This is a genomic window from Streptomyces sp. NPDC003023 (assembly GCF_042888225.1).
Lineage (GTDB): Bacteria > Actinomycetota > Actinomycetes > Streptomycetales > Streptomycetaceae > Streptomyces.
On the sequence record NZ_JBIAPL010000005.1, the window covers coordinates 362,037 to 384,001 of the forward strand.

The 21,965-nt window shown below is 71.9% G+C and carries 21 protein-coding genes and 1 pseudogene; 13 read left to right on the top strand and 9 right to left on the bottom strand.

The features are described 5' to 3' along the window. The first annotated feature begins 27 nt into the window (after positions 1-27). Together ACFYV1_RS19710 and ACFYV1_RS19715 are read left to right on the top strand one after the other, a co-directional pair. Positions 28-390 (top strand): hypothetical protein, encoded by a 363-nt coding sequence (locus ACFYV1_RS19710; protein ID WP_389396774.1) that lies wholly within the window; start codon positions 28-30, stop codon positions 388-390. 82 nt (positions 391-472) lie between these two features. Further along, positions 473-1,930, top strand: coding sequence for a trehalose-6-phosphate synthase (locus ACFYV1_RS19715; RefSeq protein ID WP_389396775.1), 1,458 nt, complete (start codon positions 473-475; stop codon positions 1,928-1,930). A gap of 138 nt (positions 1,931-2,068) precedes the next feature. Here the strand turns inward: ACFYV1_RS19715 and otsB are convergent, their stop codons facing one another. The 3 genes from otsB to ACFYV1_RS19730 all read right to left on the bottom strand — a co-directional run bounded on the left by otsB (position 2,069) and on the right by ACFYV1_RS19730 (position 4,566). Then, positions 2,069-2,923, bottom strand: a complete 855-nt coding sequence (gene otsB / locus ACFYV1_RS19720; RefSeq protein WP_389396776.1) for a trehalose-phosphatase — start codon at positions 2,921-2,923, stop codon at positions 2,069-2,071. Between the two features lie 10 nt (positions 2,924-2,933). Beyond that, on the bottom strand, positions 2,934-3,200 hold the full coding sequence (locus tag ACFYV1_RS19725; protein ID WP_389396777.1) for a DUF3263 domain-containing protein: 267 nt from the start codon (positions 3,198-3,200) through the stop codon (positions 2,934-2,936). Between the two features lie 91 nt (positions 3,201-3,291). Further along, complete coding sequence (locus tag ACFYV1_RS19730) at positions 3,292-4,566, bottom strand: ABC transporter substrate-binding protein (protein ID WP_389396778.1); 1,275 nt, start codon at positions 4,564-4,566, stop codon at positions 3,292-3,294. 318 nt (positions 4,567-4,884) lie between these two features. On the opposite strand from ACFYV1_RS19730, the gene ACFYV1_RS19735 reads away from it, so the two are divergent. The 3 genes from ACFYV1_RS19735 to ACFYV1_RS19745 all read left to right on the top strand — a co-directional run bounded on the left by ACFYV1_RS19735 (position 4,885) and on the right by ACFYV1_RS19745 (position 8,069). Beyond that, on the top strand, positions 4,885-5,817 hold the full coding sequence (locus ACFYV1_RS19735; protein ID WP_389396779.1) for an ROK family protein: 933 nt from the start codon (positions 4,885-4,887) through the stop codon (positions 5,815-5,817). Continuing rightward, complete coding sequence (gene nagA, locus ACFYV1_RS19740) at positions 5,817-7,016, top strand: N-acetylglucosamine-6-phosphate deacetylase (RefSeq protein ID WP_389396780.1); 1,200 nt, start codon at positions 5,817-5,819, stop codon at positions 7,014-7,016. Before ACFYV1_RS19735 ends, nagA begins: the two co-directional genes overlap by 1 nt. Positions 7,017-7,133: 117 nt before the next feature. Then, on the top strand, positions 7,134-8,069 hold the full coding sequence (locus ACFYV1_RS19745) for a 1-phosphofructokinase family hexose kinase (RefSeq protein WP_389396781.1): 936 nt from the start codon (positions 7,134-7,136) through the stop codon (positions 8,067-8,069). Positions 8,070-8,200: 131 nt separating this feature from the next. Here the strand turns inward: ACFYV1_RS19745 and ACFYV1_RS19750 are convergent, their stop codons facing one another. Next, positions 8,201-9,193, bottom strand: coding sequence for a carbohydrate-binding protein (locus ACFYV1_RS19750; RefSeq protein ID WP_389396782.1), 993 nt, complete (start codon positions 9,191-9,193; stop codon positions 8,201-8,203). 265 nt (positions 9,194-9,458) lie between these two features. Further along, positions 9,459-11,096: a diguanylate cyclase CdgB gene (cdgB, locus tag ACFYV1_RS19755; protein ID WP_389396783.1), complete on the bottom strand. Its 1,638-nt coding sequence runs from the start codon at positions 11,094-11,096 to the stop codon at positions 9,459-9,461. Positions 11,097-11,480: 384 nt separating this feature from the next. Between cdgB and ACFYV1_RS19760 the strand changes: the two genes are divergently transcribed. Next, on the top strand, positions 11,481-11,981 hold the full coding sequence (locus tag ACFYV1_RS19760) for a flavin reductase family protein (RefSeq protein WP_389396784.1): 501 nt from the start codon (positions 11,481-11,483) through the stop codon (positions 11,979-11,981). 135 nt (positions 11,982-12,116) lie between these two features. On the opposite strand, the gene arfB is transcribed toward ACFYV1_RS19760, so the two are convergent. Then, positions 12,117-12,542: an alternative ribosome rescue aminoacyl-tRNA hydrolase ArfB gene (gene arfB, locus ACFYV1_RS19765; RefSeq protein ID WP_389396785.1), complete on the bottom strand. Its 426-nt coding sequence runs from the start codon at positions 12,540-12,542 to the stop codon at positions 12,117-12,119. A gap of 194 nt (positions 12,543-12,736) precedes the next feature. Between arfB and ACFYV1_RS19770 the strand changes: the two genes are divergently transcribed. Continuing rightward, on the top strand, positions 12,737-13,312 hold the full coding sequence (locus ACFYV1_RS19770; RefSeq protein ID WP_389396786.1) for a TerD family protein: 576 nt from the start codon (positions 12,737-12,739) through the stop codon (positions 13,310-13,312). A gap of 109 nt (positions 13,313-13,421) precedes the next feature. On the opposite strand, the gene ACFYV1_RS19775 is transcribed toward ACFYV1_RS19770, so the two are convergent. Further along, positions 13,422-14,840: a M1 family metallopeptidase gene (locus ACFYV1_RS19775; protein ID WP_389396910.1), complete on the bottom strand. Its 1,419-nt coding sequence runs from the start codon at positions 14,838-14,840 to the stop codon at positions 13,422-13,424. 143 nt (positions 14,841-14,983) lie between these two features. Beyond that, positions 14,984-15,538, bottom strand: a complete 555-nt coding sequence (locus tag ACFYV1_RS19780; protein ID WP_389396787.1) for a heme-binding protein — start codon at positions 15,536-15,538, stop codon at positions 14,984-14,986. A 280-nt stretch (positions 15,539-15,818) separates the two neighbouring features. Between ACFYV1_RS19780 and ACFYV1_RS19785 the strand changes: the two genes are divergently transcribed. The 4 genes from ACFYV1_RS19785 to ACFYV1_RS19800 all read left to right on the top strand — a co-directional run bounded on the left by ACFYV1_RS19785 (position 15,819) and on the right by ACFYV1_RS19800 (position 18,812). Then, positions 15,819-17,030 carry a sensor histidine kinase gene (locus ACFYV1_RS19785; protein ID WP_389396911.1) on the top strand — a complete coding sequence of 404 codons (1,212 nt, stop codon included), beginning with the start codon at positions 15,819-15,821 and terminating at the stop codon, positions 17,028-17,030. Next, positions 17,027-17,650 carry a response regulator gene (locus tag ACFYV1_RS19790; protein ID WP_389396788.1) on the top strand — a complete coding sequence of 208 codons (624 nt, stop codon included), beginning with the start codon at positions 17,027-17,029 and terminating at the stop codon, positions 17,648-17,650. The genes ACFYV1_RS19785 and ACFYV1_RS19790 overlap by 4 nt, the downstream gene beginning before the upstream one ends. A 117-nt stretch (positions 17,651-17,767) precedes the next feature. Further along, positions 17,768-18,298, top strand: coding sequence for a hypothetical protein (locus tag ACFYV1_RS19795; protein ID WP_389396789.1), 531 nt, complete (start codon positions 17,768-17,770; stop codon positions 18,296-18,298). Positions 18,299-18,311: 13 nt separating this feature from the next. Continuing rightward, positions 18,312-18,812 carry a hypothetical protein gene (locus ACFYV1_RS19800; RefSeq protein WP_389396790.1) on the top strand — a complete coding sequence of 167 codons (501 nt, stop codon included), beginning with the start codon at positions 18,312-18,314 and terminating at the stop codon, positions 18,810-18,812. Positions 18,813-18,918: 106 nt separating this feature from the next. On the opposite strand, the pseudogene ACFYV1_RS19805 reads toward ACFYV1_RS19800, so the two are convergent. Beyond that, positions 18,919-19,582 (bottom strand): annotated as a pseudogene (locus ACFYV1_RS19805) (pentapeptide repeat-containing protein). Positions 19,583-19,694: 112 nt separating this feature from the next. Between ACFYV1_RS19805 and ACFYV1_RS19810 the strand changes: the two are divergent. Both ACFYV1_RS19810 and ACFYV1_RS19815 read left to right on the top strand, forming a co-directional pair. Then, positions 19,695-20,879: an NAD(P)-binding protein gene (locus ACFYV1_RS19810; RefSeq protein ID WP_389396791.1), complete on the top strand. Its 1,185-nt coding sequence runs from the start codon at positions 19,695-19,697 to the stop codon at positions 20,877-20,879. 47 nt (positions 20,880-20,926) lie between these two features. Next, positions 20,927-21,922 (top strand): zinc-binding dehydrogenase, encoded by a 996-nt coding sequence (locus tag ACFYV1_RS19815; protein ID WP_389396792.1) that lies wholly within the window; start codon positions 20,927-20,929, stop codon positions 21,920-21,922. The last annotated feature ends 43 nt before the right edge of the window (positions 21,923-21,965 follow it).

A 21,965-nucleotide genomic window follows, 5' to 3' on the forward strand; every position in this document is an offset into this window, starting at 1 on the left:
CGGTCAGTTTGCATACATTTCCTATGTATGGGACCTATCGGATTTCTGGCTCCGTCACACGGCAGGCACCGCAGGCACCGCAGGGACACCACGTCCGGCACCCACGAGCGGCTGTCCCGTCTCCTCGGCACGCTGGCGGTCACCGCCGCCGCGGCCCTCGGGCCCGCCCTCCCGGCGACGGCCCTGCCGTCACACCCCGCCGCACCGGCCCCGCAAGGGACCTTGGAGCGTGACACGGCCCCGGCCCCCGCACCGGAGTACCAGGTGGAGATGGCCCGCACCGGGGGCACGGCCGAACAGCTGTGGCTCCTGGGCGGTATCGCCCTGAGCCTGGCGGCGGCGGGCCTCGTCGCCCTGGCCGCCACCCGCGCCCGCCGTCGCGACCACTGACCGGTGGGCCCGCGGCGCCACGGCCGGATCATGCCCGGAAACACACGTTTGAGGCCCAGCGGTACGGGCTAGGTTTCGCCACATGGTCTCCGACGCAGCCCAGATTCTCGTCGCGTCCAACCGCGGCCCTGTCTCCTACGCGCTGAACGACGACGGAGAACTCGACGCCCGCCGCGGTGGTGGAGGACTCGTCTCCGGCCTGTCCGCCATCGGCTCGGACGCACAGTCGCTGTGGGTCTGCGCGGCACTGGGCGACGGCGACCGCGAGGCCGTACGGCGAGGGGTCGGCGAGCCGGGCGTACGGATGCTCGACATCGACGCGACCGTCCACGCCGACGCGTACAACGGCGTCGCCAACTCGGTGCTCTGGTTCGTCCACCACATGCTGTACCAGACGCCCCTCGAGCCGGCCTTCGGTCAGGAGTTCCGGCGGCAGTGGGGCGCGTACCGGCTCTACAACCTGGCGTTCGCGGAGGCGCTCGCCGAGGAGGCGGCCGACGACGCGGTGGTGCTGGTGCAGGACTACCACCTGGCGCTGGTGCCGGGGATGGTCCGCGAACTCCGCCCCGACCTGCGGATCGGGCACTTCTCGCACACCCCGTGGGCGCCACCGGAGTACTTCCGGATGCTGCCGGGCGACATCGCGGAGGAACTGCTGCTCGGAATGTTGGGCGCGGACCGCCTGGGGTTCCTGACCCAGCGCTGGCTGCGGGCGTTCCAGAGCTGCGCCGCATCCGTGCTGGTGCAGTACGACGGGGCGTCGCTGTGGCCCAAGGACCAGGAGCCTGCCTTCGAGTACCGGATCCCGGGCCACGGCCGCAGGCGGACACGGCTCGGGGTCCACGGACTCGGCGCCGACGGCGACTTCCTGCGGGAGCGCTCGGCGCGGTCCGACGTGGACGACCGCATGGCCGCCCTGCGCGAGCAGGCGGGTGAGGGCCGCAGCACGATCGTGCGGGTGGACCGCACCGAGCTGTCCAAGAACATCGTCCGCGGACTGCTGGCCTACCGGGAGCTGCTGGAGCAGCGTCCACAGTGGCGCGAGCGCGTCGTGCACATCGCCCTCGCCTACCCCTCGCGCCAGGATCTCGCGGTCTACCGCGACTACACGGCCGAGGTCTCCCGGCTCGCGGACGAGATCAACGCCCAGTACGGCACGGACGGCTGGACGCCCGTGGTGGTGCACGTCGAGGACGACTTCGCACGCTCACTGGCCGCGTACCGGATGGCCGACGTGGCGCTGGTCAACCCGATCAGGGACGGCATGAACCTGGTCGCCAAGGAAATCCCCGTCGTTACCGACCTCGGCTGCGCGCTGGTGCTGTCACGAGAGGCGGGCGCCCACGAGGAGCTCGGCGACGACGCGATCACCGTCAACCCGTACGACGTCAGCGGCACCGCCGCCGCGTTGCACGAGGCGCTGGCCATGCCGGCCGACGAGCGGGCCGAGCGCTCCAAGCGCCTGGCGGCGGCAGCGACCGCGCTGCCCCCGCGGCAGTGGTTCCTCGACCAGCTGAACGCGCTGCGCGACGGCGATTAGAGGCGCGGCGCGGGGGCGGTCGGCGACGGCCTGCGCGCCACCGGAGAGCGAGACGACACCGACAGGCCGACCCCGCTCCCGAAGGGTGGCCGACCGACGCCACGCGAAGGGCGACCGACCGACGCGGCGCGAAGGTGGTCAGAGGCGCTGCGCGAGGGCCGCCAGGTAGTCGGCCACCTGGCCCGGGCCCGGCAGCACCAGGTCGGCGCGTTCCGCGAGTTCGGTGACCTCGCTGCCGCTGCACAGCAGCAGGCCGGGAACGCCGTCGGAGCGGAGCTTGTCGACGGCCCCGTACGCGGCGAGGTCGCCCAGGTCGTCACCCGCGTACAGGACGGCCTCGGCCCCGGTCTCGCGTACGTACTCCGACAGTGCGACGCCCTTGTCCATGCCCGGTGGACGGAGCTCCAGGACCATGCGCCCGGGCTCCAGGATCAGCCCGTGCCGGGAGGCGAGCGCCGCGAGAGGCTCGCGAAGGGCGTCGAAGGCGGCCTGCGGGTCCTCGGCGCGGCGGGTGTGCACCGCGACGGCACGGCCCTTCTCCTCGATCCAGGTGCCGTGCCAGGCGCCGATCCCGTCGAGGAAGCCGGGGAGCTCGGCCCGTGCGGCGGCGACCCCGGGGTCGGGGGCCGGCGCCCGGACGGTGCCCGTGACCGCGTCCCAGCGCTCCGCGCCGTAGTGGCCGAGGACGACGAGGTGGTCGAGGCCCTCGACGCCGGCGAAGCCGCCGTAGCGGACGGCGACCCCGGCTGGGCGGCCGGTGATCACCGCGACGGAGGCCACCTTCGGCGCGAGGGCCGCGAGCGCGGGGACGGCGCGCTCATGGGCGCGGGCCTGTTCGGGGTCGGGCACGATCTCGGCGAGCGTGCCGTCGAAGTCGAGGGCGATCACGGCCCGGCGGGGCCGTTCGAGGAGGGCCGCGATGCCGTCACGACCGGCAGGGGTGGACGGCGTCGGCATGGAGTCGGCTGCTTCTGCGTACGGGGAGCTGCCCATGCTCCCGACCCTATCGGCGACTTCTCCTCGCGTCCCGCACACGGCGAAGCCGGTTGACGGTGACCGGATCGTGGGCGAGGGCACGGGCGTCGTCGAGGAGGGCGTTGAGCAGTTGGTAGTAGCGGACCGGGGACATGCCGAGCTGCTCCCTGATGGCCCGCTCCTTGACCCCGGGCCCCGGCCAGGAACGCCGCTCCATGGCCAGGACTGCCCGGTCCCGCTCGGGGAGCTCGTGGTCGTCCGGCCCCTCGGTGCCGGGCCCCTGGTCGTCGGTCATACGATCCAACATATCGGCGCCCACTGACGGGTCGGACCCGTCGGCGTCAGGTCGTCCCCGACCGCCCGGTGGCCCGGCCCCGGCAACGGGGTCACTCCGCGTTCTCGGCCGCCCTGGCGTCCTGGGATATTCGGTCCAGGGTGCGCGCGGCGCTGCCGCCCGGTGCCACGGCGCCGCCGATGTTCTTCTTGATGTTCTCGCTCACCGAGGCCCACGACGTCTTGCCCACCGGCGGGAGCACGGAGCCCGGCAGGACCTCCAGGAACTCCCTGAGGTTCGCGTGCTCCGGGTCGTGCTTCATCGCCTCCTGGGCGGAGACGGTCACCGGAAGGAGGTCGTTCCCTCCGGCGAACTCGATGACGTTCGCGTCGGTGAAGAGGAAGTCGAGGAACTTGCCGATCTCCTCGCGGTGGCCGTTCTGCTTGAAGCCCATGATCCAGTCCGCGACGCCCATCGACGCGTCCGCCTGGCCGTCCCTGCCCGGCAGCGCCACCTTGCCGACCTTGACGCCGGCCTTCTCCGCGGCCGGCAGCAGCGACGGGTGACCGTTGAGCATGCCCACCTCACCGCGGGTGAACGCGGCGAAGGCGTCCTTGCGGTTGAGCTTGCCGGGAGCGACCGGGCCGGTGAGCTCCTCGTCGACGAGGTTCTCCTTCAGCCAGTCGAAGGTGTCGATGTTCGCCTGCGAGTCGATGGCGTACTTGCCGAGCTCGTCGGTGTAGCCACCGCCGCCGCTGAGCAGCCACATCATCGTCTCCGCCTGGGCCTCCTCCGGACCGAGCGGCAGAGCGAAGGGGTACTTGACGTCGGTGTTCAGCTTGAGCTGCTCCGCGTCCTCCTTCAGCTCCTTCCAGGTCCTGGGGGCCTTGGTGATCCCGGCCTCCGTGAAGAGCTCCTTGTTGTAGAAGAGCAGCCGGGTGGAGGCGACGAAGGGCATGCCGTACTGGGTGCGCTTCATCTCGCCCGCCTCTGTGAGCGGGGGCAGGAAGTTCGACTGGACCGGGATGGACAGCATCTGGTCGGCGGAGTACAGCTTGTCCGCCGCGGCGTAGTCGGCGTAGGCGCCGATCTGCGCGATGTCGGGGGCCTTGCCCGCCTTGACCATCTCGGCGACCTTGCGGTCCACGTCGTTCCACGACTCGATCTGGACCTCGACCTTGATGCCGGGGTTCTCGGCTTCGAAGGCGGCCGTCAGATCGGCCCAGTAATTCTTGCTGCTCTCGCCGCCCGCGACGTCGTAGTCGGCGGCCACCAGCTTCAGCGTGACGGAGTCACCGGAGCCACTGACGCTTCCGCAGCCCGCGAGTGACACCGTCGTACCCAGTGCGGCAACTGCCGCGGTCAGACCCAAGAAGCGCCGCTGCACAGCTCTTCCCCACCCTCTGCTACCTAGTCCGTGTCATCCGTTTGCCCCAGTCGGTCCCCCCGGCGACGTCCTGTGAGATGAGGAGCGATTTTTCCCCATCCGGCGTACAAGGTCTACACCAGTGCGGTCTCACTTTCACAACGCCCGCACCTTCCGTACCAGGCCCGGAGCCCGCCCTTGTCGACGCCGTCGCGGCGGGACACCCGATCTTCCCGCCCCGCCGGAGCACGGCCGCACGCGGGGGCGGTTTGTATGGCATGGCAACAATCCAGGGCAGTGGACTAGACCTTTTTCGGGTCCACGGGCGAGACTGTTCCCGTGAGACACGTCATCGCCCTCGATGTGGGCGGCACCGGCATGAAGGCCGCCCTGGTCGGGGTGGACGGCACGCTCCTGCACGAAGCGCGCCGTGCCACCGGGCGGGAGCGCGGTCCCGAAGCCGTCGTCGAGTCGATCCTCGGCTTCGCCGCTGATCTGCGGGCCCACGGGCAGGAGCACCTCGGCCGGAGCGCGGAGGCCGTCGGCGTCGCCGTGCCCGGCATCGTCGACACCGCGCAGGGCATCGCCGTCTACGCCGCCAACCTCGGCTGGCGTGACGTGCCGATGCGCGAACTGCTGAGCCGCAGGCTCGACGGCGTCCCGGTGGCACTCGGGCACGACGTCAGGACCGGCGGCCTCGCCGAGGGCCGCATCGGCGCCGGCCGGGGCGCCGACCGGTTCCTGTTCGTACCGCTCGGCACGGGCATCGCCGGCGCCATCGGAATCGACGGCACCATCGAGGCCGGCGCCCACGGCTGCGCCGGCGAGATCGGCCACATCGTCGTGCGCCCAGGAGGCCCGGCCTGCGGCTGCGGCCGGCGTGGCTGCCTGGAGACCCTGGCCTCCGCCTCCGCGGTCACCCGCGCCTGGGCCGCCGCGAGCAGAAACCCGGCCGCCGACGCCGCCGACTGCGCCAAGGCCGTCGAGACCGGCGACAAGGCCGCGACCGAGGTGTGGCAGGAGGCGGTCGACGCCCTCGCCGACGGGCTCGTGACCGCGCTCACCCTGCTGGACCCCCGCACACTGATCATCGGTGGCGGCCTCGCCGAGGCCGGAGAAACCTTGTTCACACCCCTTCGGGCGGCCGTCGAGGAACGCGTGACGTTCCAGCAACTGCCCACGATCGTCCCGGCGGCCCTCGGGGACACCGCCGGATGCCTGGGCGCAGGGCTGCTCGCCTGGGATCTACTCGCCACGGAGGTAACCGACTGATGGCCGCCAGCGCCGCTCGCGCCACGAGCACGGTTCACGCCAGGAGCCCGCACCGCCCGCAGAGCACCGTTCTGGCCGGGGCACGGGTGGTGCTCCCGACCGGGACCGTCGAAGGCGGACGCCTCGTCGTCGAGGGCACGAAGATCGCCGCGGACGCCCCTGACGACGCGACCGTCCACGACCTGTCCGGCCACTGGGTCGTCCCCGGCTTCGTCGACATCCACAACCACGGCGGCGGAGGGGCGTCCTTCACCTCGGGCAGCGCGGAGGACGTGCTGCGGGGCGTGACGACCCACCGGCAGCACGGCACCACCACCCTCGTCGCCTCCACCGTCACCGGCGACATGGACTTCCTCGCCCACCGGGCCGGCTTCCTGTCCGAACTCGTCGAGCAGGGCGATCTCGCGGGCATCCACTTCGAGGGACCCTTCATCTCCCCGTGCCGCAAGGGCGCCCACAGCGAGGAACTGCTGCGCGACCCCGACCCGGCCGAGGTCCGCAAGCTGCTCGACGCCGCCCGCGGGGCCGCCCGGATGGTCACCCTCGCCACCGAACTGCCCGGCGGCATCGACTCCGTACGCCTGCTCGCCGAGCACGGCGTGATCGCCGCCATCGGCCACACGGACGCCACGTACGAGCAGACCCGCGAGGCCATCGACGCGGGCGCCACGGTCGCCACCCACCTGTTCAACGCGATGCCCGCGCTCGGCCACCGGGCGCCCGGCCCCATCGCCGCGCTGCTCGAGGACGAGCGGATCACCGTCGAGCTGATCAACGACGGCACCCATCTGCACCCCGCCGCACTGGAACTCGCCTTCCGCAGCGCCGGAGCGGGCCGGGTCGCGTTCGTCACGGACGCCATGGACGCGGCCGGCTTCGGCGACGGCCTCTACCAGCTCGGCCCCCTCGAGGTCGTGGTCAAGGACGGCGTCGCCCGGCTGGCGGAGGGCGGCTCCATCGCGGGCTCCACGCTCACCCTGGACACGGCCTTCAAGCGGGCCGTCACCGTCGACCGCCTCCCCGTCAAGGAGGTCGTCGCCGCCATCTCCGCCAACCCGGCAAAGCTGCTCGGCGTCTACGACAGGGTCGGTTCGCTGGAGTCCGGCAAGGACGCGGACCTCGTCGTCCTCGACGCCGACTTCACGCTCAAGGGCGTGATGCGGCACGGCGAATGGGTTGTACATCCCCAAACGGGGTGACAGGACGGCACAGCGGCAAGGCGGTTGGTCACCGGGTCTTGGGCCAACCGCCTTCCGTTTGGCATGATCAGGACCCGTACGAGCACGGCGAACGCGTTTCTCGGGGGTGTCCACCAAGTGATCCTTACGGTCACACTCAACGCCGCCCTCGACATCACGTACAAGGTCGCCGCCCTCACCCCGCACACCACCCACCGCGTCGGCGAGGTCACCGAACGACCCGGCGGCAAGGGCGTCAACGTCGCCAGGGTCCTCGCGGCCCTCGGCCACGAGACCGTCGTCACCGGCTTCGCGGGCGGGTCCACCGGGGCCGTGCTGCGCGAGATGCTCGCCCCGCTCGCACCGCACGACGCACTCGTCGAGTGCGCCGGCACCACCCGCCGCACCCTGGCCGTCGCCGACGAAACGAGCGGCGACACCACCCAGCTGAACGAGCCGGGCCCGGCCATCGCACCCGAGGAGTGGACCGCCTTCCTCTCCTCCTACGACTCACTCCTCCGCGAGGCCGAGGCCGTCGCGCTCTGCGGCAGCCTGCCGCCCGGCATCCACGTCGGCGCCTACGCCGAACTGGTGCGCCGGGCGCGCGCCGCAGAGGTCCCCGTCCTCCTCGACACCAGCGGCGAACCACTGCGCCGCGGCATCGCCGCCCGCCCCGATCTGATCAAGCCCAACGCGGACGAGCTCGCCCAGCTCACCGGCTCCCGCGAACCGCTCCGCGCCACCCGCGACGCCCGCCGCCGCGGCGCGCACACGGTGGTCGCCTCACTCGGCCCGGACGGTCTGCTCGCCGCCACCCCGGACGGCACCTGGCAGGCCGGCCCGCCCGAGCCGGTGAAGGGGAACCCGACGGGAGCCGGCGACTCGGCCGTCGCCGGCCTGCTGTCCGGGCTGATCACGGGCCTGTCCTGGCCGGAACGCCTGTCACGGGCGGTCGCCCTCTCCGCGGCGACGGTGCTCGCCCCCGCTGCGGGCGAGTTCGACGCGGCGGCCTACGCGGATCTGCTGCCCCGGATCACGACGGCCGAGCACACAGCGGCAGCCACCGGGAAGTGACACCGCTCAGAACCGGGAAGTGACACCGCTCAAAACGCCTCGTCCCGGCTCGCGCGCGGGGCGACGGCCGGGACGGTGACGGGTGGAGCGGGGATGGTGACCCCTGGGAACGGGCTCTCGCCGAGCCGCGCTCAGCTGTTGGCCTGACCGGCCTCCAGCCAGACCTGGTCGAGATACGCCTCGCACTGGTTCCCCTGCTCACAGGAGATCTTGAGGTCGTTCTTGCCCTTCTTGAGGTTCACGTAGGCGTAGGTGTTGGTCCAGCCCTTCTCCCAGTCGCCCTCCGCCGCCTTCGCGAAGTTCGACATGTTGATCTCGCGGGGCTTCCCGCCGTTGATCGTCAGGGAGGTCTTGGCGTCCTTGCCGGGCACGCTGTAGGTGATGTACATCGTGTACGCGCCGGCCTCGGGCACCTCGACCGACCAGCCGGCCGAGCCGCCGACACCGTTGAACATCACATAGGCGCCGTCCGCGCCCTTCGCCCCGGGCACGTCCTTGGCGAGGGCCGCCGGCGGACCCAGGGTCAGCGTCGCCGCGTCCTGCTTGGGAAGCTCGGGCGCCTCCGACGGCTCGGCCGAGGGCTCCCCGCCCGGATCCACGGACTCCGCGGCGGACGGGCTGCTCTGCGCACCGCCGTCGCCACCCGCCTCGTCCTTCTCGCCACCGCTCGACATCAGCGCCGCGGTGATACCGATCACGACGACCGCGACGACCGCGATCGCGCCGATCAGCAGACCCTTGGTGTTGGGACCGCCGCTCCGGCCGCCGTGACCGCCATGACCACCGTGGCCGCCCTGGGGCGGGACGGGAACCTGGCGCGTCTGGGCGGCGGCACCCTGGTAGTTCTCGGGCGCGGCGTACGCGGCCGTCGGCTGCTGGCCGTAACCGGGCTGCTGGCCGTACGCCTGCTGGTGCGGGACCTGCGGCTGCCCGTACTGGCGCTCGCCGACGGTCCGGACCTGGTTGTACGAGGTGCGGGGGACTCCGGGCTGCGCGGCCGGACCCGGGTAGCCGTAGCCACCCTGACGGGGCGGTGTGGCACCCGGCTGCTGCCCGTCGGCGTACAAATAGCCGAACGGGTCGTCATCCTCGGGCGTGCTCGCGCCGTTGTTCGCGGCCGTCATCCCAGTCACTCCTCACCATCTCGCCAGCACAACGCTGACGCGAGGCGAGCCTACCCGGTTCCACTCACCCCATTGGGTGGTGTGGGCCTCATCCGGCCCGCCGACACCGCGCCACCAGGCCGCTCGCGGCCCGGTGTGATATGTCACTGCCGGATCACCCGGCACCACGAGGCCGTCACCGGGCACCACGCGACCGCGACCGCGACCGCGACCGCGTAACCGTCATCGCACGACCGTCACCGGCGCAAACGTCGCCGCGCAACCGTCACCCGGCGCGGCGGTGGACCTTCGAACGGGACCGCTTCTCGATGTACATCCGCTGGTCTGCGGACTGCAGGACCTCCTCGACGGACATCCCGCAGCTCGCCCAGCCGATGCCGAAGCTGGCACCCACCCGGACGCCCCGGCCGCCGACCCTGATGGGCAGGATGATCGCGTTCCGCAGACGTACGGCCAGATCGGCCGCGTCCGCCGCACCGAGGCCGTCCGCGAGGACGACGAACTCGTCACCGCCGAGCCTCGCGACTGTGTCCCCGTCCCTCACACCGGTGGTGAGACGGCGGGCGACCTCGACCAGGACCGCGTCACCGGTCTGGTGCCCGAACCGGTCGTTGATCGACTTGAAGCCGTCCAGGTCGCAGAAGAGAACGGCGAGACCCTTGGCACCGTCGTCGATGTCGCCGTCCGGGGCGACGGTGTGGATGTGGTGGTCGTAGGGCCGGCTGCCGACCGCGTCGAAGTCGAACCCGTCAGCGGAGAAGTGCCGGTCCGTCTCGTACGCGGCGTCCAGCGCCTCGATGTCGGTCGCGTACGGCTCGTGCGGACGCTCGCACAGCCGGGAGCTGAGCCGGGCGCGCAGCTCGGCACTGTTGGGCAGTCCGGTGAGGGCGTCGTGCGAGGCGCGGTGCGCGAGCTGGAGCTCGTGGCGCTTGCGGTCCTCGATGTCCTCGACGTGCGTGAGCAGGAAACGGGGCCCGTCCGCGGTGTCGGCGACGACCGAGTTCCGCAGGGACACCCAGACGTACGAGCCGTCCCTGCGGCCCAGCCTGATCTCCGCGCGCCCGCCCTCGGCGGAGGTGCGCAGCAGGGTGCCGACGTCCTCGGGGTGGACGAGGTCCGCGAAGGAGTAGCGGCGCATGGCGGAGGCGGGCCGTCCCAGCAGCCTGCACAGCGCGTCGTTGGTGCGCAGCAGCCGGCCGTGCTGGTCACCGCCCATCTCGGCGATGGCCATGCCGCTGGGCGCGTATTCGAAAGCCTGACGGAAGGATTCCTCGCTGGCGCGCAGGGCCTGCTGTTCACGCTCGAGGCGGACCAGGGCGCGCTGCATGTTCGCGCGGAGCCGGGCGTTGCTGATGGCGATGGCCGCCTGGGAGGCGTACATCTGCAGCGCCTCCTGGCCCCAGGGGCCCGGGTGGCGGCCGTTGCGCGGGCGGTCCACGGAGATCACGCCGAGCAGTTCGCGGCCGCCGCCGGACGCGTACATGGGCGCGTAGAGACGGTCGAGGGGGTGCCACTCGTCGTCGAAGCGGGGCTCGGGACCTTCGGTGTGCCACTGCGGCACGTCGTCCTCGAGGAGCACCCAGCCCTCGGTGTGCGGTATGAACCGCAGATCGCCCCAGGCCTCTCCCATGGACAGACGGCGGTCCCAGGAGGTGCGCGAGCCGACCCGGCCGGTGATCAGTGCCTCTGCGGCGGCGCTTCCGGCGAAGGCCGCGACGACGAGATCACCGTCGGGACGTACGAGGTTGACGCAGGCCAGTTCGTAGCCCAGGCCGGCGACGATTCCGTCGGCGACGGTCTGCAGGGTGTCGGCCAGACTGCGGGCCGTGTTGAGGTCCGTGACGACCTGGTGCAGCTGCCTCAGGGTCGCAAGACGGACATAGGGCTCCGACTCGGTCTCCATCGCTCGCTCTCCCCGAGACCTCGACAGCAAACTCCAGGGCGTCTGATTGGCGTACTTGTAGCGGTATCCCGGCCACTGAATCACAGCGAGCAGCCCGCTCGGTACACAGGGTCAACAAATACTGGCCTCTGTGACTCAAGTCACATCAGGTGATGAAGGGTCAGATGCAGCACGTCCGGGCACACCGTCGCTTTCCCGCCAACATTTATTCAACGCAAAACCATTGGAGCGTACCCATGGTTACGCATGGCTGTGGGGCTGTGGTCCTAGGACTCGGCTCGTTCCCGGGCCCGATGCGGAGGACGAAGGGCCGAGACTAGCGTTCCTGACGTGTTGCAGACGAACCCTGATCCGGCCACTCCTGCCATCCCCCATCCTGAGGGGGTGAGCAACGAGGAATTCCGCGCAGCCATGTCCCGTCTGGCCGCCGGCGTGGTGCTGGTCACCGCGCGCGACGCCGACCACGGGCCGCGCGGCGAGGACGTGGGAATGACGGCCACCGCCTTCATGTCCGTGTCGCTCGACCCGCCACTGGTGCTCGTCAGCCTGCGCAACGGCTCACGCATGGACGACCTGCTCGACGAACAGCCCCTGTGGGGGGTCTCCCTGCTCACGGAGAGCCAGCGGCAGATCGCCGGACGCTTCGCCATGAAGGGGCGGATCAGCGACCGCCTGCTCTTCGCGGACCTGCCGCACGAACGGGGCGAGGTGTGCGGGGCGCCGCTGGTGGAGGGCGCGCTCGCGACGCTCGAGTGCCGTACGACGCAGCGGGTCGTGGCCGGGGACCACACGCTGGTGATCGGTCACGTCCTGAAGGTGGGCCTGGCGGACCAGGTGGCAGGGCCCCTGACGTATTTCCGGGGGCGCTACCGGCACCTGGGGTGACCGCGGGGGCGTGGACCTGGTGGGGCGGCGGGGCCGGGCGGTCTGGCCGGGCGACGGGGCCGGGCTGACGGACGGCCAGGTGACCGGGCGGCGGGGTGGCCGGGCGGCGGGGTGGCCGGGCGGCGGGGCCGGGGGCTACCAGTCGCGGCCGGTGCGGCCCCGCTTGGTCTCCGCGCGCTGCTTCTTCTCCCGCAGCCGGCGCTCGTTGATCCCACGCGGGATCTTCGTCGCCCGGCGCGGCCTCGGCGGCGGGGCCGTCGCCTCGGCCAGCAGCGACGCCAGCCGCACCGCCGCCGTCTCCCGGTTGCGCCACTGCGAGCGGTGCTCGGAGGCGCGTACGGCGATCACACCGCCCACGAGCCTGCCCGCAAGCCGCTCCAGCGCGCGGTCCTTCCAGACCTGCGGCAGCGCCTCGGTCGCGGCGAGGTCGAAGCGGAGCTCCACCTGTGAGTCGCTGGTGTTGACGTGCTGGCCGCCGGGCCCTGAGGAACGGGAGAAACGCCACATGAGCTCCGCCTCCGGCAGGGAGACGGAACCGCGGATGATGTAGGGCCCGGACATGCGTCCATGGTCCCGCGTGCGGGCCGGGCTCGTCACCCTCTTTTCGGCGCGGTCTTCGGGCGCGGCGTTTCCGTCGGGCCGGGAAACGGGTGGCGGTGGATGGAACCCGGCAGTCCCCTGCCGGCGTTATGACGGGTGACGGTAGCTTCGGGAGGACCCGTAGCCCGCAGATCCGATACGAAGGGGACTTCCCAATGGCAGTAAGCCTGTCCAAGGGCGGCAACGTCTCGCTCACCAAGGAGGCACCGGGCCTGACCGCCGTCACGGTCGGCCTCGGCTGGGACGTCCGCACCACCACCGGCACGGACTTCGACCTCGACGCCTCCGCGATCGGCGTGAACGGCGCCGGCAAGGTCGTCTCCGACGCCCACTTCGTCTTCTTCAACAACAAGGCGACGCCGGACCAGACCATCGTCCACACCGGCGACAACCGCACCGGTGAGGGCGGCGGCGACGACGAGCAGATCAACGTCAACCTGGCGGGCCTGCCCGCCGACGTCGACAAGATCGTCTTCCCGGTCTCGATCTACGACGCCGTCGCCCGCAGCCAGAACTTCGGCCAGGTGCGGAACGCCTACATCCGCATCATCAACCAGGCCGGTGGCGCCGAGATCGCCCGCTACGACCTGAGCGAGGACGCCGCCGTCGAGACCGCCATGGTCTTCGGCGAGCTCTACCGCAACGGCGCGGAGTGGAAGTTCCGTGCCGTCGGCCAGGGGTACGCCTCCGGCCTCGAGGGCATCGCGCGGGACTTCGGCGTCAACCTCTGACGTCACCTTCCGCAGGACTCCGGCAGGGTGCGCAACCCTGCCGGAGCCCTGATGGAACCCTGACCGAACCCTGCCGGAGCCCTGCCGGAGCCCTGCCGTGGTCACGGCCTCACGGCGTCCGGGGCTTGCCGTCCCCGTGCAGCCACACGTCCCACACAGCGGTCAGGTCCTTGCCCGACCTTTCCTCCACGTAATCGGTGAAGTCCTCCGTGGAGGCGTTGGCGTGGCGGTACTCCTGCGCCCAGCCGCGCACGATCTGGAAGAACACCGCGTCACCGACGGCCTGACGGACCTTGTGCAGCACCATCGCCCCACGCCCGTAGACCGGGGCCTCGAACAGGTCCTCGGCACGCGGCGGTTCGGCGGGGGCGAAGGCCCAGTTCTCCTTGTCCGCGAAGGCGTCCTCGAAGCTCTCCTGCACGGGCGTGCCCTCGGACTCCTCCAGCCACATCCACTCCGCGTAGGTGGCGAAGCTCTCGCTGAGCCAGACGTCCTGCCAGGACGCGGGCGTGACCGAGTTGCCGTACCACTGGTGGGCCACTTCATGGACGAGGGTCGCCTCGTCGAACTGGTCGAGCGGGAAGACCGGTCTGGTCTGCGTCTCCAGTGCGTAACCCACCTCACCGGCGGGCACGACGATCGCGCCGGTGGAGGAGAACGGGTAGGGCCCGAACTGCTCCGCACCCCACTCGACGATCCGCGGGAGCTTGCCGAGCAGCTTCGCACTCGCCTTCTCCACCGCCGGATCGACTGCCGTCACGACCGGCAGTCCGGCCGATGTGCGGGAGGCCGTCGTACGGAAGTCACCGACGGCGAGCGTGACCAGATAGCTCGCCATGGGCTCCGCGGAACGCCAGCCGAAGGCGGTCCTGCCGTCGTCGGTGCGCCGACCGCCCGGATCACCGGCGGGCCGGCCGGGGGACCGGCCGACGGGTTCTCCGTTGCAGATCGCCTCGTAGCCCTCCGGCACGGTGACGGTGACGTCGTAGGCAGCCTTGTCCGCCGGATGGTGATTGCCGGGGAACCACGCCATGGAGCCGACCGGTTCGCCGAGCGCGAGCGCGTCGCCGCGCGGGCCGCGCAGCCAGCCCTCCTTCGAACCGTCCGCGTCGGTGATCGTCTGCGGGAGTCCCGAGTACCGGACGACCGTACGGAACTCGGCGCCCTTTCCGATGTCCCGGCGCGGACGCACCGTCAGCTCCGTACCGGCACGGTTGACGGCGGCCTCAGCGCCGTCGACCGTCACGCCCTCGACCCGCATCCCGCTCAGGTCGAGGTGGAAGGCGGTCAGGTCCTGCGTGGCGTTCGCGGTGAGCTCCGCGATCCCCTCGAGGCGGCCGGTACGGGGGTCGTAGTCGAGCTTCAGCCCGTAGTGCCGGACGTCGTAACCGCCGTTGCCGAGCCGGGGGAAGTAAGGATCGCGCAGACCCACGGAACCCGGAGTCCCCTGCACACCCGCGCCGCTGCCCGTGCACGCCGCAAGGCCCGCCACCGACAGCAGCACCGCCGCCGAGGCGGTGCGTGCGATGCGTTCGGTGGCCGAGGTACGGGCTCCACGAGCTGCCCGGTCCCTACTGGACCTGCGGGAAAGGGCGTTGCGACGTAAAAGGTGTTCGTCCACACCATGATCCTAGGCACGCCCTCCCGCCCTTCCCACGCCCTCCCGACGGCTCAGCGGCCGAGCGCGGCGACGCCCGCCCGTGCGAACTTCTCGTCCAGCTCGCCGCTCGGCGCGCCCGCCACACCGACACCCGCCACCGGCGCACCCTTCACCTGCACCGGCGCCCCGCCGCCGAGGAACAGGGTGCCGGGGATGTCCTTCAGGTTCGGCGCCTGCTCCAGCCGCTCGACCAGCTCGGAGGTCGGCGCGTTCCACGACACGGCGGTGTACGCCTTCTTCACCGCCGACTCGTACGACTGCGGGCCCGCGCCGTCGCCGCGCAGGGTGACGATCGTGTTGCCGTTGCGGTCGACGACGGCGACGGTGATGCGCTGGTTCTCCTTCTCCGCGGCGTCGAGGGCGGCCTGCGCGGCCTCGACGGCAGCGTCGATCGTCAGATGCGTGGACTGCTGGAGAGCGCGGTCCGAGACGTCGGCGGTGACCGCGGCCCTCGTCTCCGCGCTCCTCGTCTCCGCGGCCGGCGCGGAGGCGTTGGCCGAGACCGCGCCGAACGTACCGGCGGCGACGACAGCGGCGGTGACTGCACCGATCAGGGTCTTCTTCATCGGGTGGGCTCCTTCGGGAGGGCGGCTGAACCGCCGTGGCTCTCGTTCCGCCATCGATCCTCCGGCCGTGCGGCGCCTCGTACGGTCCACGCTCCGGCTGCCCCTGCCGCGCATGATGGACGACAGACATGTCAGCCGATCGGCTGATGCCCGCATGGTCCGGCCCGGCCACGATGAACAAGCAGATCCCTGGCCGGACGGGCCGACGGACGAGGAGACGGACGAGGAGACGGTGGTGGAACAGGAGCAGGACCCCGACGCCCGCTGGCTGGCGCGGGTGATGCATGTGGCGTTCTTCCTGCTGCTCGGTGCCTCGCTCGCCCGCTATCTGCTGCGCCACCCCTGGGAGTTCCGCTCCCCGTGGATCATCGGACTCTCGGCGGCCCTCGCGGTCCTGTACACGGTGGGGCCGGTGTTCGGCCCGCGTGCCACTCCCCGACGGCTGCTGTGGCTGTTCACGGTCGTGGCCGTGTGGGTGGTCCTCGTGGTCCTCGCCCCGAGCTTCGCCTGGTGCGCCGTGCCCCTTCTCTACACCGGGCTGCGCGCCCTGCCGACCCGCGCGGCGATCGCCCTGGTCTCCCTGCTCACGGTGTTCGTCGTCGTGGCACAGCTGCAACTCGCGCACGGCGACTTCGACCCGAACCTCGTCCTCGCCCCGCCCGCCGTCGCCGCGGTGGCCACGGCGGTCTTCGTCCACGCGGAACGGCTCGCCGACCGCCGGCGGGCGCTCATCGACGACCTCGTCCGCACCCGTCGCGAGCTCGCCGCCACCGAACGCCGCGAGGGCACCCTCGCCGAACGGCAGCGGTTGTCCATGGAGATCCACGACACCCTCGCCCAGAGCCTGTCCAGCCAGCAGATGCTGCTCCAGGCCGCCGACCGCACCTGGGACAGCGACCCGCCCACCGCCCGCGGCCATGTCCGCACCGCCGAGTCGATCGCCGAGCGGAGCCTCGCCGAGGCCCGTCGTTTCGTCCACGACCTCGCCCCGGCGGACCTCGCGGAAGGCGGGAGCCTGCCGGAGGCGCTGCGGGCGCTCGCCGCCCGCGAGTCCACCGACGCCGTCCCCGTCCGGTTCCACCTCGACGGCCCGCCCGCCGCGCCGCTGCCCGACCGGGTCCAGTCGGCGCTGTTGCGGATCGCGCAGGGCGCGCTGGCCAACGTACGGGAACACGCCGATGCCGGCTCCGCCAAGCTGACCCTCACACTCCTGGACGACCAGGTCGTCCTCGACATCGCGGACGACGGACGCGGCTTCGACACCGGCAGCGGCAGCGGCAGCGGCAGCGGCAGCGGCAGCGGCAGCGGCCCGATGGTCGCAACCGGCAGCGGCAGCGGTGCGGGGGCGGGTCCCGCCCGCGGCGTACGGGGACACGGCCTCCCCGCCATCCGGGCCCGCGCCGAACAGCTCGGCGGCAGCGTCACCGTCGAGTCCGCCCCCGGCGAGGGCACCGTCCTGTCCGCCGCGATCCCCCTGGAGCCCCGGCCATGACCGCCGTACGCATCCTGCTCTGCGACGACCACGCCGTCGTACGCGCCGGCCTGCTCGCCCTCCTCGGCAGCGAGGCCGACATCGACGTGGTCGGCGAAGCCGGCAGCGGAGAGGAGGCGGTCGCGATGGCCGCCAAACTGGCACCGGACGTCGTCCTGATGGACCTCCAGCTGGGCGCGGGCATCGACGGCGTCGAGGCCACCCGCCGCATCGCCTCGCCAGACGTCCATGTGCTGGTCCTGACCACGTACGACACCGATGCCGACATCACCCGCGCCATCGAGGCCGGCGCCACCGGCTACCTCCTCAAGGCCGAACGGCCCGAGGAGCTCTTCGCCGCGATCCGCGCCGCCGCACAGGGCCGCACCACCCTTTCCGCGCCCGTCGCCGGCCGCGTCATGGAGCGCATGCGCGGAGCCGCCGGACCGTCCCTGACCGACCGGGAACGCGACATCCTCGGCCAGCTGGCACGCGGCCTCGGCAACCGCGAGATCGCCCGCGCCCTGTTCATCAGCGAGGCCACCGTGAAGACCCACCTCGGCCGCATCTACGCCAAACTCGGCGTCGACACCCGCGCGGGAGCCGTCGCGGTGGCAAAGGAGCAGCGGCTGCTGCCCTGAGCCGCCCGCCGCAGCCTCCGGCATACGACCTCGTGCGGCCGGCCTCCCCCGCGCGACGGAGAGGGTCCGCCGTACGGAACGAAGCGGCGAACCGGCCGCCGCCGCCAGTCTTTGGTCATGGACACAGCGCCCGCCCCTTCGCCCACCACCGCCGACCGGCCCTCCGTCGAATCCGCCGACCGGCCCGCCGTCGAACCCGCGCCCCGGTGGGCCCGCCGGGCCGCCCACGCGATCGCCCTGTGCGCCCTCCCCTCCGGCCTGTGGCGGATCGCCATGGCGAGCGGCATCTACGTCGGCTACAGCGACGACGTCCTGCGCGACTCGTTCAACATCCCCGGCTGGGGCATCGCCTACGTCGTCGGCCTCGCCGTCGTCTCCGAACTGGCCGCCCTGTTCCCCCTGCTCCTGGTCACCGACCGGTGGCAGCCGCTGCGCCCCCGCACACTCGCCGCCCTCGCCTGGACCGCGTCCGCACTGTCGGCCCTCTTCGCCCTGTCCCAGGTGGTGGTGCTGTTCACGGTGGAGAGCCAGACGTACCTGTCCACCACCGCCCACACCGTCTGGGCCTTCTTCTTCGCGCCCCTCGCCGCCATCCCCTTCCTCCTGACCGCCGTCACCCGGTCGTACAGCAGGCGCCACCGGGCATGACACCATCGGTCACGTGCTCGACATCGGCTACTCCCTCTCACGCCGCTTCCCCGACCCGCCGCAGACCGACTACCGGCGTGCGGACGTGCAGGCGCTGCGCCACGACCTCTTCTGCGGCGACGTCTACCTCGCCGACACCAAAGAGGACCGTGAGGTGTCCACAGCCTGGGGATGGGTGCCCGTACTCGACTTCGCGTGGGCCCTGTGCGACATCGTCGAGCAGCTCGACCGCGACCCCCTCGGCAGCCGCCAGTCCCGGCCGCAGCACGCCGAACTCGACTTCACCGAGTCCAGCGACCGGATGCTCTTCGAACGCCGCTTCGGCTGGGTCGACGTCGAGGCGGACTGGATGCCCGGCGACGAACCGCCCCTCACCTTCGGCCACGCCGAACTCCGCCGAGAGGCCCGCGACTTCCTGCACGACCTGATCGCCGACCTCACCGACATGCACGAAGGCCTCGGCGACAACCCCGTGATCTGGGACCTCCAGGCCCGCTTCCCCCGCACCTCCTGACCTGGAACCCCCAGGCCCGCTTCCCCCCACACCTCCGGACCTGGAACCCCAGGGCCCTTGATCTGCCCCCACCCGCCTGAAACACCCCGCGGACGACGCAGCCCCCTCACTCCACGCGAACCCCGACCTGCGCCGCGAACGCCGGCGCCAGATCGAGCAGCTGCGCCGAGCTGATCACCGCCCCCGACAGCCGCTCCACCCCCCGGGCGATGTCCAGCTCCGCGGCACCCCTCAGATCGACGTCCTTCATCCGCACCGACGTGAAGTCCGCCTGCCGCAGCACACAGTCCCTGAACTCCACCCTCTCCAGCCGCGCTCCCCCGAAGTCCGCCTCCGACAGCACACAGCCGTCGAACACCACATCCGTCAGCCTCGCCTCCCTGAGATTCAGACAGTCGATCTTCCCGCCCCGCAGCAGCACCCCCGTCAGCACCGCCCCGTGCAACTGCGCCCCGCCCAACCGCGCCTCCCGCACCTCCACATCGCGCAGCGAAGCCCCCGCGAGATCCGCCCCCACCCCCCGCACGCCCTCCAGCACACAGTCCACGAAACGCGCACTGCCGAGCCTCGTCCCGTCCGCACTCCCGCAGCGCGCAGTCGATGAACCGCGCCCCCGCCCCCTCCTGCCCGCCGAGATCCAGCCCCGCGAACTCCACCCCGTCGTAGTCACCGTCCGGCTCCAGAGCCCCGCCCGTGAACACCTCGAGATCCGGCAACCGCACCCGCGTCACCCTCGCCGCCACAACCGCCGGCCTCCGCGCCCTCGCCATGACCCCACAGTGACATGCGCCACTGACAACGCCCTCCCGCGCACCCGATGTCACACCCGACGGCCCCCGGTCCGTCCCAGTCGTGAAAGCGAGTCGAACGAGGAGAGACACCATGCGAGAGATCACCGTCATCGGCGGCGGCTTCGCCGGCCTCACCGCGGCCGTCACCGCCGCGGAGTCCGGCGCCCACGTACACCTCTACGAGGCCCACCACACCCTCGGCGGACGCGCCCGCACCAGCGAAGGCCCCTACCGGACCAACGACGGCCCCCACGCCCTCTACAACCGCGGCCCCCACTGGACCTGGCTCAAGCAGCGCGACCTCCTCGGCCCCCTCGCGCCCCTGCCGCTCCTCGAAGGCACCCGCATGCGCTTCCGCCGCGACGGCGCACTGCGCAGGACCCCGCCGCTCGGCATGCTGCGGCTCGCCCGCCACCCCGCGGAAGCCGCCCCCGTCGACACCGACTTCCTCACCTGGGCCACCGGCATCGCCGGCGAGAAGACCGCACGCGCCGCAGCCCACTACATGGGAGTCGCCCTCTTCCACCACGACCCCGGCTCACTGTCCGCCGCCTTCGTACAGGAACGCCTCCGCCGCGCCACCACCCTCCCGCCCGAGGCCCACTACCCCCGCGGCGGCTGGGGCGAAGTCGTCGAACGCATGGCCGCCCGCGCCTGGGACCTCGGCGTACGCATCGAAACCACGGCCCGCGTCGACGCCCTGCCCGAACACCACGGCCCCGTCATCGTCGCCACCACCCTCGACGCCGCCCGCAGACTGCTCGGCGACGACACCCTGCACTGGACCAGCGGCCGCACCACCCTGATCGACCTGGCGCTGCGCACCCGGCGTCAGGACCCCTTCGCCGTCTCCGACCTCGACGCCCCCGGCTGGCTGGAACGCTTCACCGCCCAGGACCCCACGCTCGCCCCGGCCGGACAACAACTCGTCCAGGGCCAGCTCCCGATCGGCCCCGACCAGTCCAAGGCCGACGGCATCGCCCACGCGGAAACCCTCCTCGACCTGGGCTTCCCCGGATGGCGGGACCGGACCGTCTGGCGGCGTGAAGCAGTCGCCGCCGGCCGCACCGGCGCCGTCGACCTGCCCGGCACCACCTGGCGCGACCGCCCCGCCATCGACCGCGGCAACGACGTCTACCTCGTCGGCGACCAGGTCGCGGCCCCCGGCCTGCTCGCCGAGGTGTCCTTCAACAGCGCCCTCGAAGCCACCTCACTCGCGCTCCGCGGCAACCGGCGGCACTCCACCCGCAACCACCTTGACCTCAAGCGCGCTTGACGTTGAACAGTGGCTCCCACGACCCGATCACAAGGGAGCCACACACCATGCACGCCGTCCGCCTGCACGCCTTCGGCCCCGCCGAGAACCTCACGTACGAAACCATTGACGACCCCCTGCCCGGCCCCGGCCAGGTACGGATCACCGTCACCGCAGCCGGCGTCCACCTCCTGGACACCGCACTGCGCGAAGGCGCGGCCGGGCCCTTCGGCGCACCCGCGGAACTGCCCACCGTCCCCGGCCGCGAGATCGCCGGCGTCGTCGAGTCACTCGGCGAGGGCACCGACCCCGCCTGGCTCGGCAAACGCGTCGTCGCCCACCTCGGCATGGTCCCCGGCGGCTACGCCGAACTCGCCGTCACCGACGCCGCCAGACTCCACGAGATCCCCGGCAACCTCGACGAGAGCGAAGCCGTCGCCATGATCGGCACCGGACGCACCGCCCTCGGCATTCTCCAGTACACCGAACTCGGCCCCGACGACACCGTGATCGTCCCCGCCGCCGCAGGCGGCATCGGCACACTCCTCGTCCAGCACGCCAAGAACGCAGGCGCCACCGTCATCGGCCTCGCCGGAGGCCCCGGCAAGACCACCCGCGTACGGGACAACGGCGCCGACCTCGCCGTCGACTACAACCAGCCAAACTGGCCGGACACCGTACGCGATCACCTCGGCGACCGCCGCGCCACCGTCGTGTACGACTCCGTCGGCGGCGAAGCCGGCCGCGCCGCCGTCGACCTCCTCGGCAAAGGCGGCAGACACATCGTCTTCGGCTGGTCCAGCCAGGGCATCCTCGCCGACAGCCCCCTCACCCTCACCGAACAGGAGCTCACGGAACGCGGCATCACCACGGAAGGCGTCCTAGGACCCGCCATGCTCGAAAAGGCCGGCGGCCTGCGCGCCCTCGAGACCCGCGCCCTCACCGCAGCCGCCACCGGCCGGCTCCGGCCCGCCGTCCAGCGCTACGCCCTGGCCGACGCCGCCACCGCACACCACGACCTCGAGAACCGCGGCACCATCGGCAAGGTCGTGCTGATCCCCTGACCACTCAGCCCGCGAAGCCCCCACCCCCCGAGCCCACGGAGCA

What these genes read in the sequence shown, in the direction of transcription:
- ACFYV1_RS19790 (WP_389396788.1), top strand. Translation starts at nt 17,027, where the DNA reads ATGACCGCCGTACGCATCCTGCTCTGCGACGACCACGCCGTCGTACGC.
- ACFYV1_RS19725 (WP_389396777.1), bottom strand. Translation starts at nt 3,200, where the DNA reads ATGACCGACGACCAGGGGCCCGGCACCGAGGGGCCGGACGACCACGAG.
- ACFYV1_RS19815 (WP_389396792.1), top strand. Translation starts at nt 20,927, where the DNA reads ATGCACGCCGTCCGCCTGCACGCCTTCGGCCCCGCCGAGAACCTCACG.
- ACFYV1_RS19770 (WP_389396786.1), top strand. Translation starts at nt 12,737, where the DNA reads ATGGCAGTAAGCCTGTCCAAGGGCGGCAACGTCTCGCTCACCAAGGAG.
- ACFYV1_RS19780 (WP_389396787.1), bottom strand. Translation starts at nt 15,538, where the DNA reads ATGAAGAAGACCCTGATCGGTGCAGTCACCGCCGCTGTCGTCGCCGCC.
- cdgB (WP_389396783.1), bottom strand. Translation starts at nt 11,096, where the DNA reads ATGGAGACCGAGTCGGAGCCCTATGTCCGTCTTGCGACCCTGAGGCAG.
- arfB (WP_389396785.1), bottom strand. Translation starts at nt 12,542, where the DNA reads ATGTCCGGGCCCTACATCATCCGCGGTTCCGTCTCCCTGCCGGAGGCG.
- ACFYV1_RS19710 (WP_389396774.1), top strand. Translation starts at nt 28, where the DNA reads ATGGGACCTATCGGATTTCTGGCTCCGTCACACGGCAGGCACCGCAGG.
- otsB (WP_389396776.1), bottom strand. Translation starts at nt 2,923, where the DNA reads ATGGGCAGCTCCCCGTACGCAGAAGCAGCCGACTCCATGCCGACGCCG.
- ACFYV1_RS19795 (WP_389396789.1), top strand. Translation starts at nt 17,768, where the DNA reads ATGGACACAGCGCCCGCCCCTTCGCCCACCACCGCCGACCGGCCCTCC.
- ACFYV1_RS19750 (WP_389396782.1), bottom strand. Translation starts at nt 9,193, where the DNA reads ATGACGGCCGCGAACAACGGCGCGAGCACGCCCGAGGATGACGACCCG.
- ACFYV1_RS19810 (WP_389396791.1), top strand. Translation starts at nt 19,695, where the DNA reads ATGCGAGAGATCACCGTCATCGGCGGCGGCTTCGCCGGCCTCACCGCG.
- ACFYV1_RS19715 (WP_389396775.1), top strand. Translation starts at nt 473, where the DNA reads ATGGTCTCCGACGCAGCCCAGATTCTCGTCGCGTCCAACCGCGGCCCT.
- nagA (WP_389396780.1), top strand. Translation starts at nt 5,817, where the DNA reads ATGGCCGCCAGCGCCGCTCGCGCCACGAGCACGGTTCACGCCAGGAGC.
- ACFYV1_RS19785 (WP_389396911.1), top strand. Translation starts at nt 15,819, where the DNA reads ATGCATGTGGCGTTCTTCCTGCTGCTCGGTGCCTCGCTCGCCCGCTAT.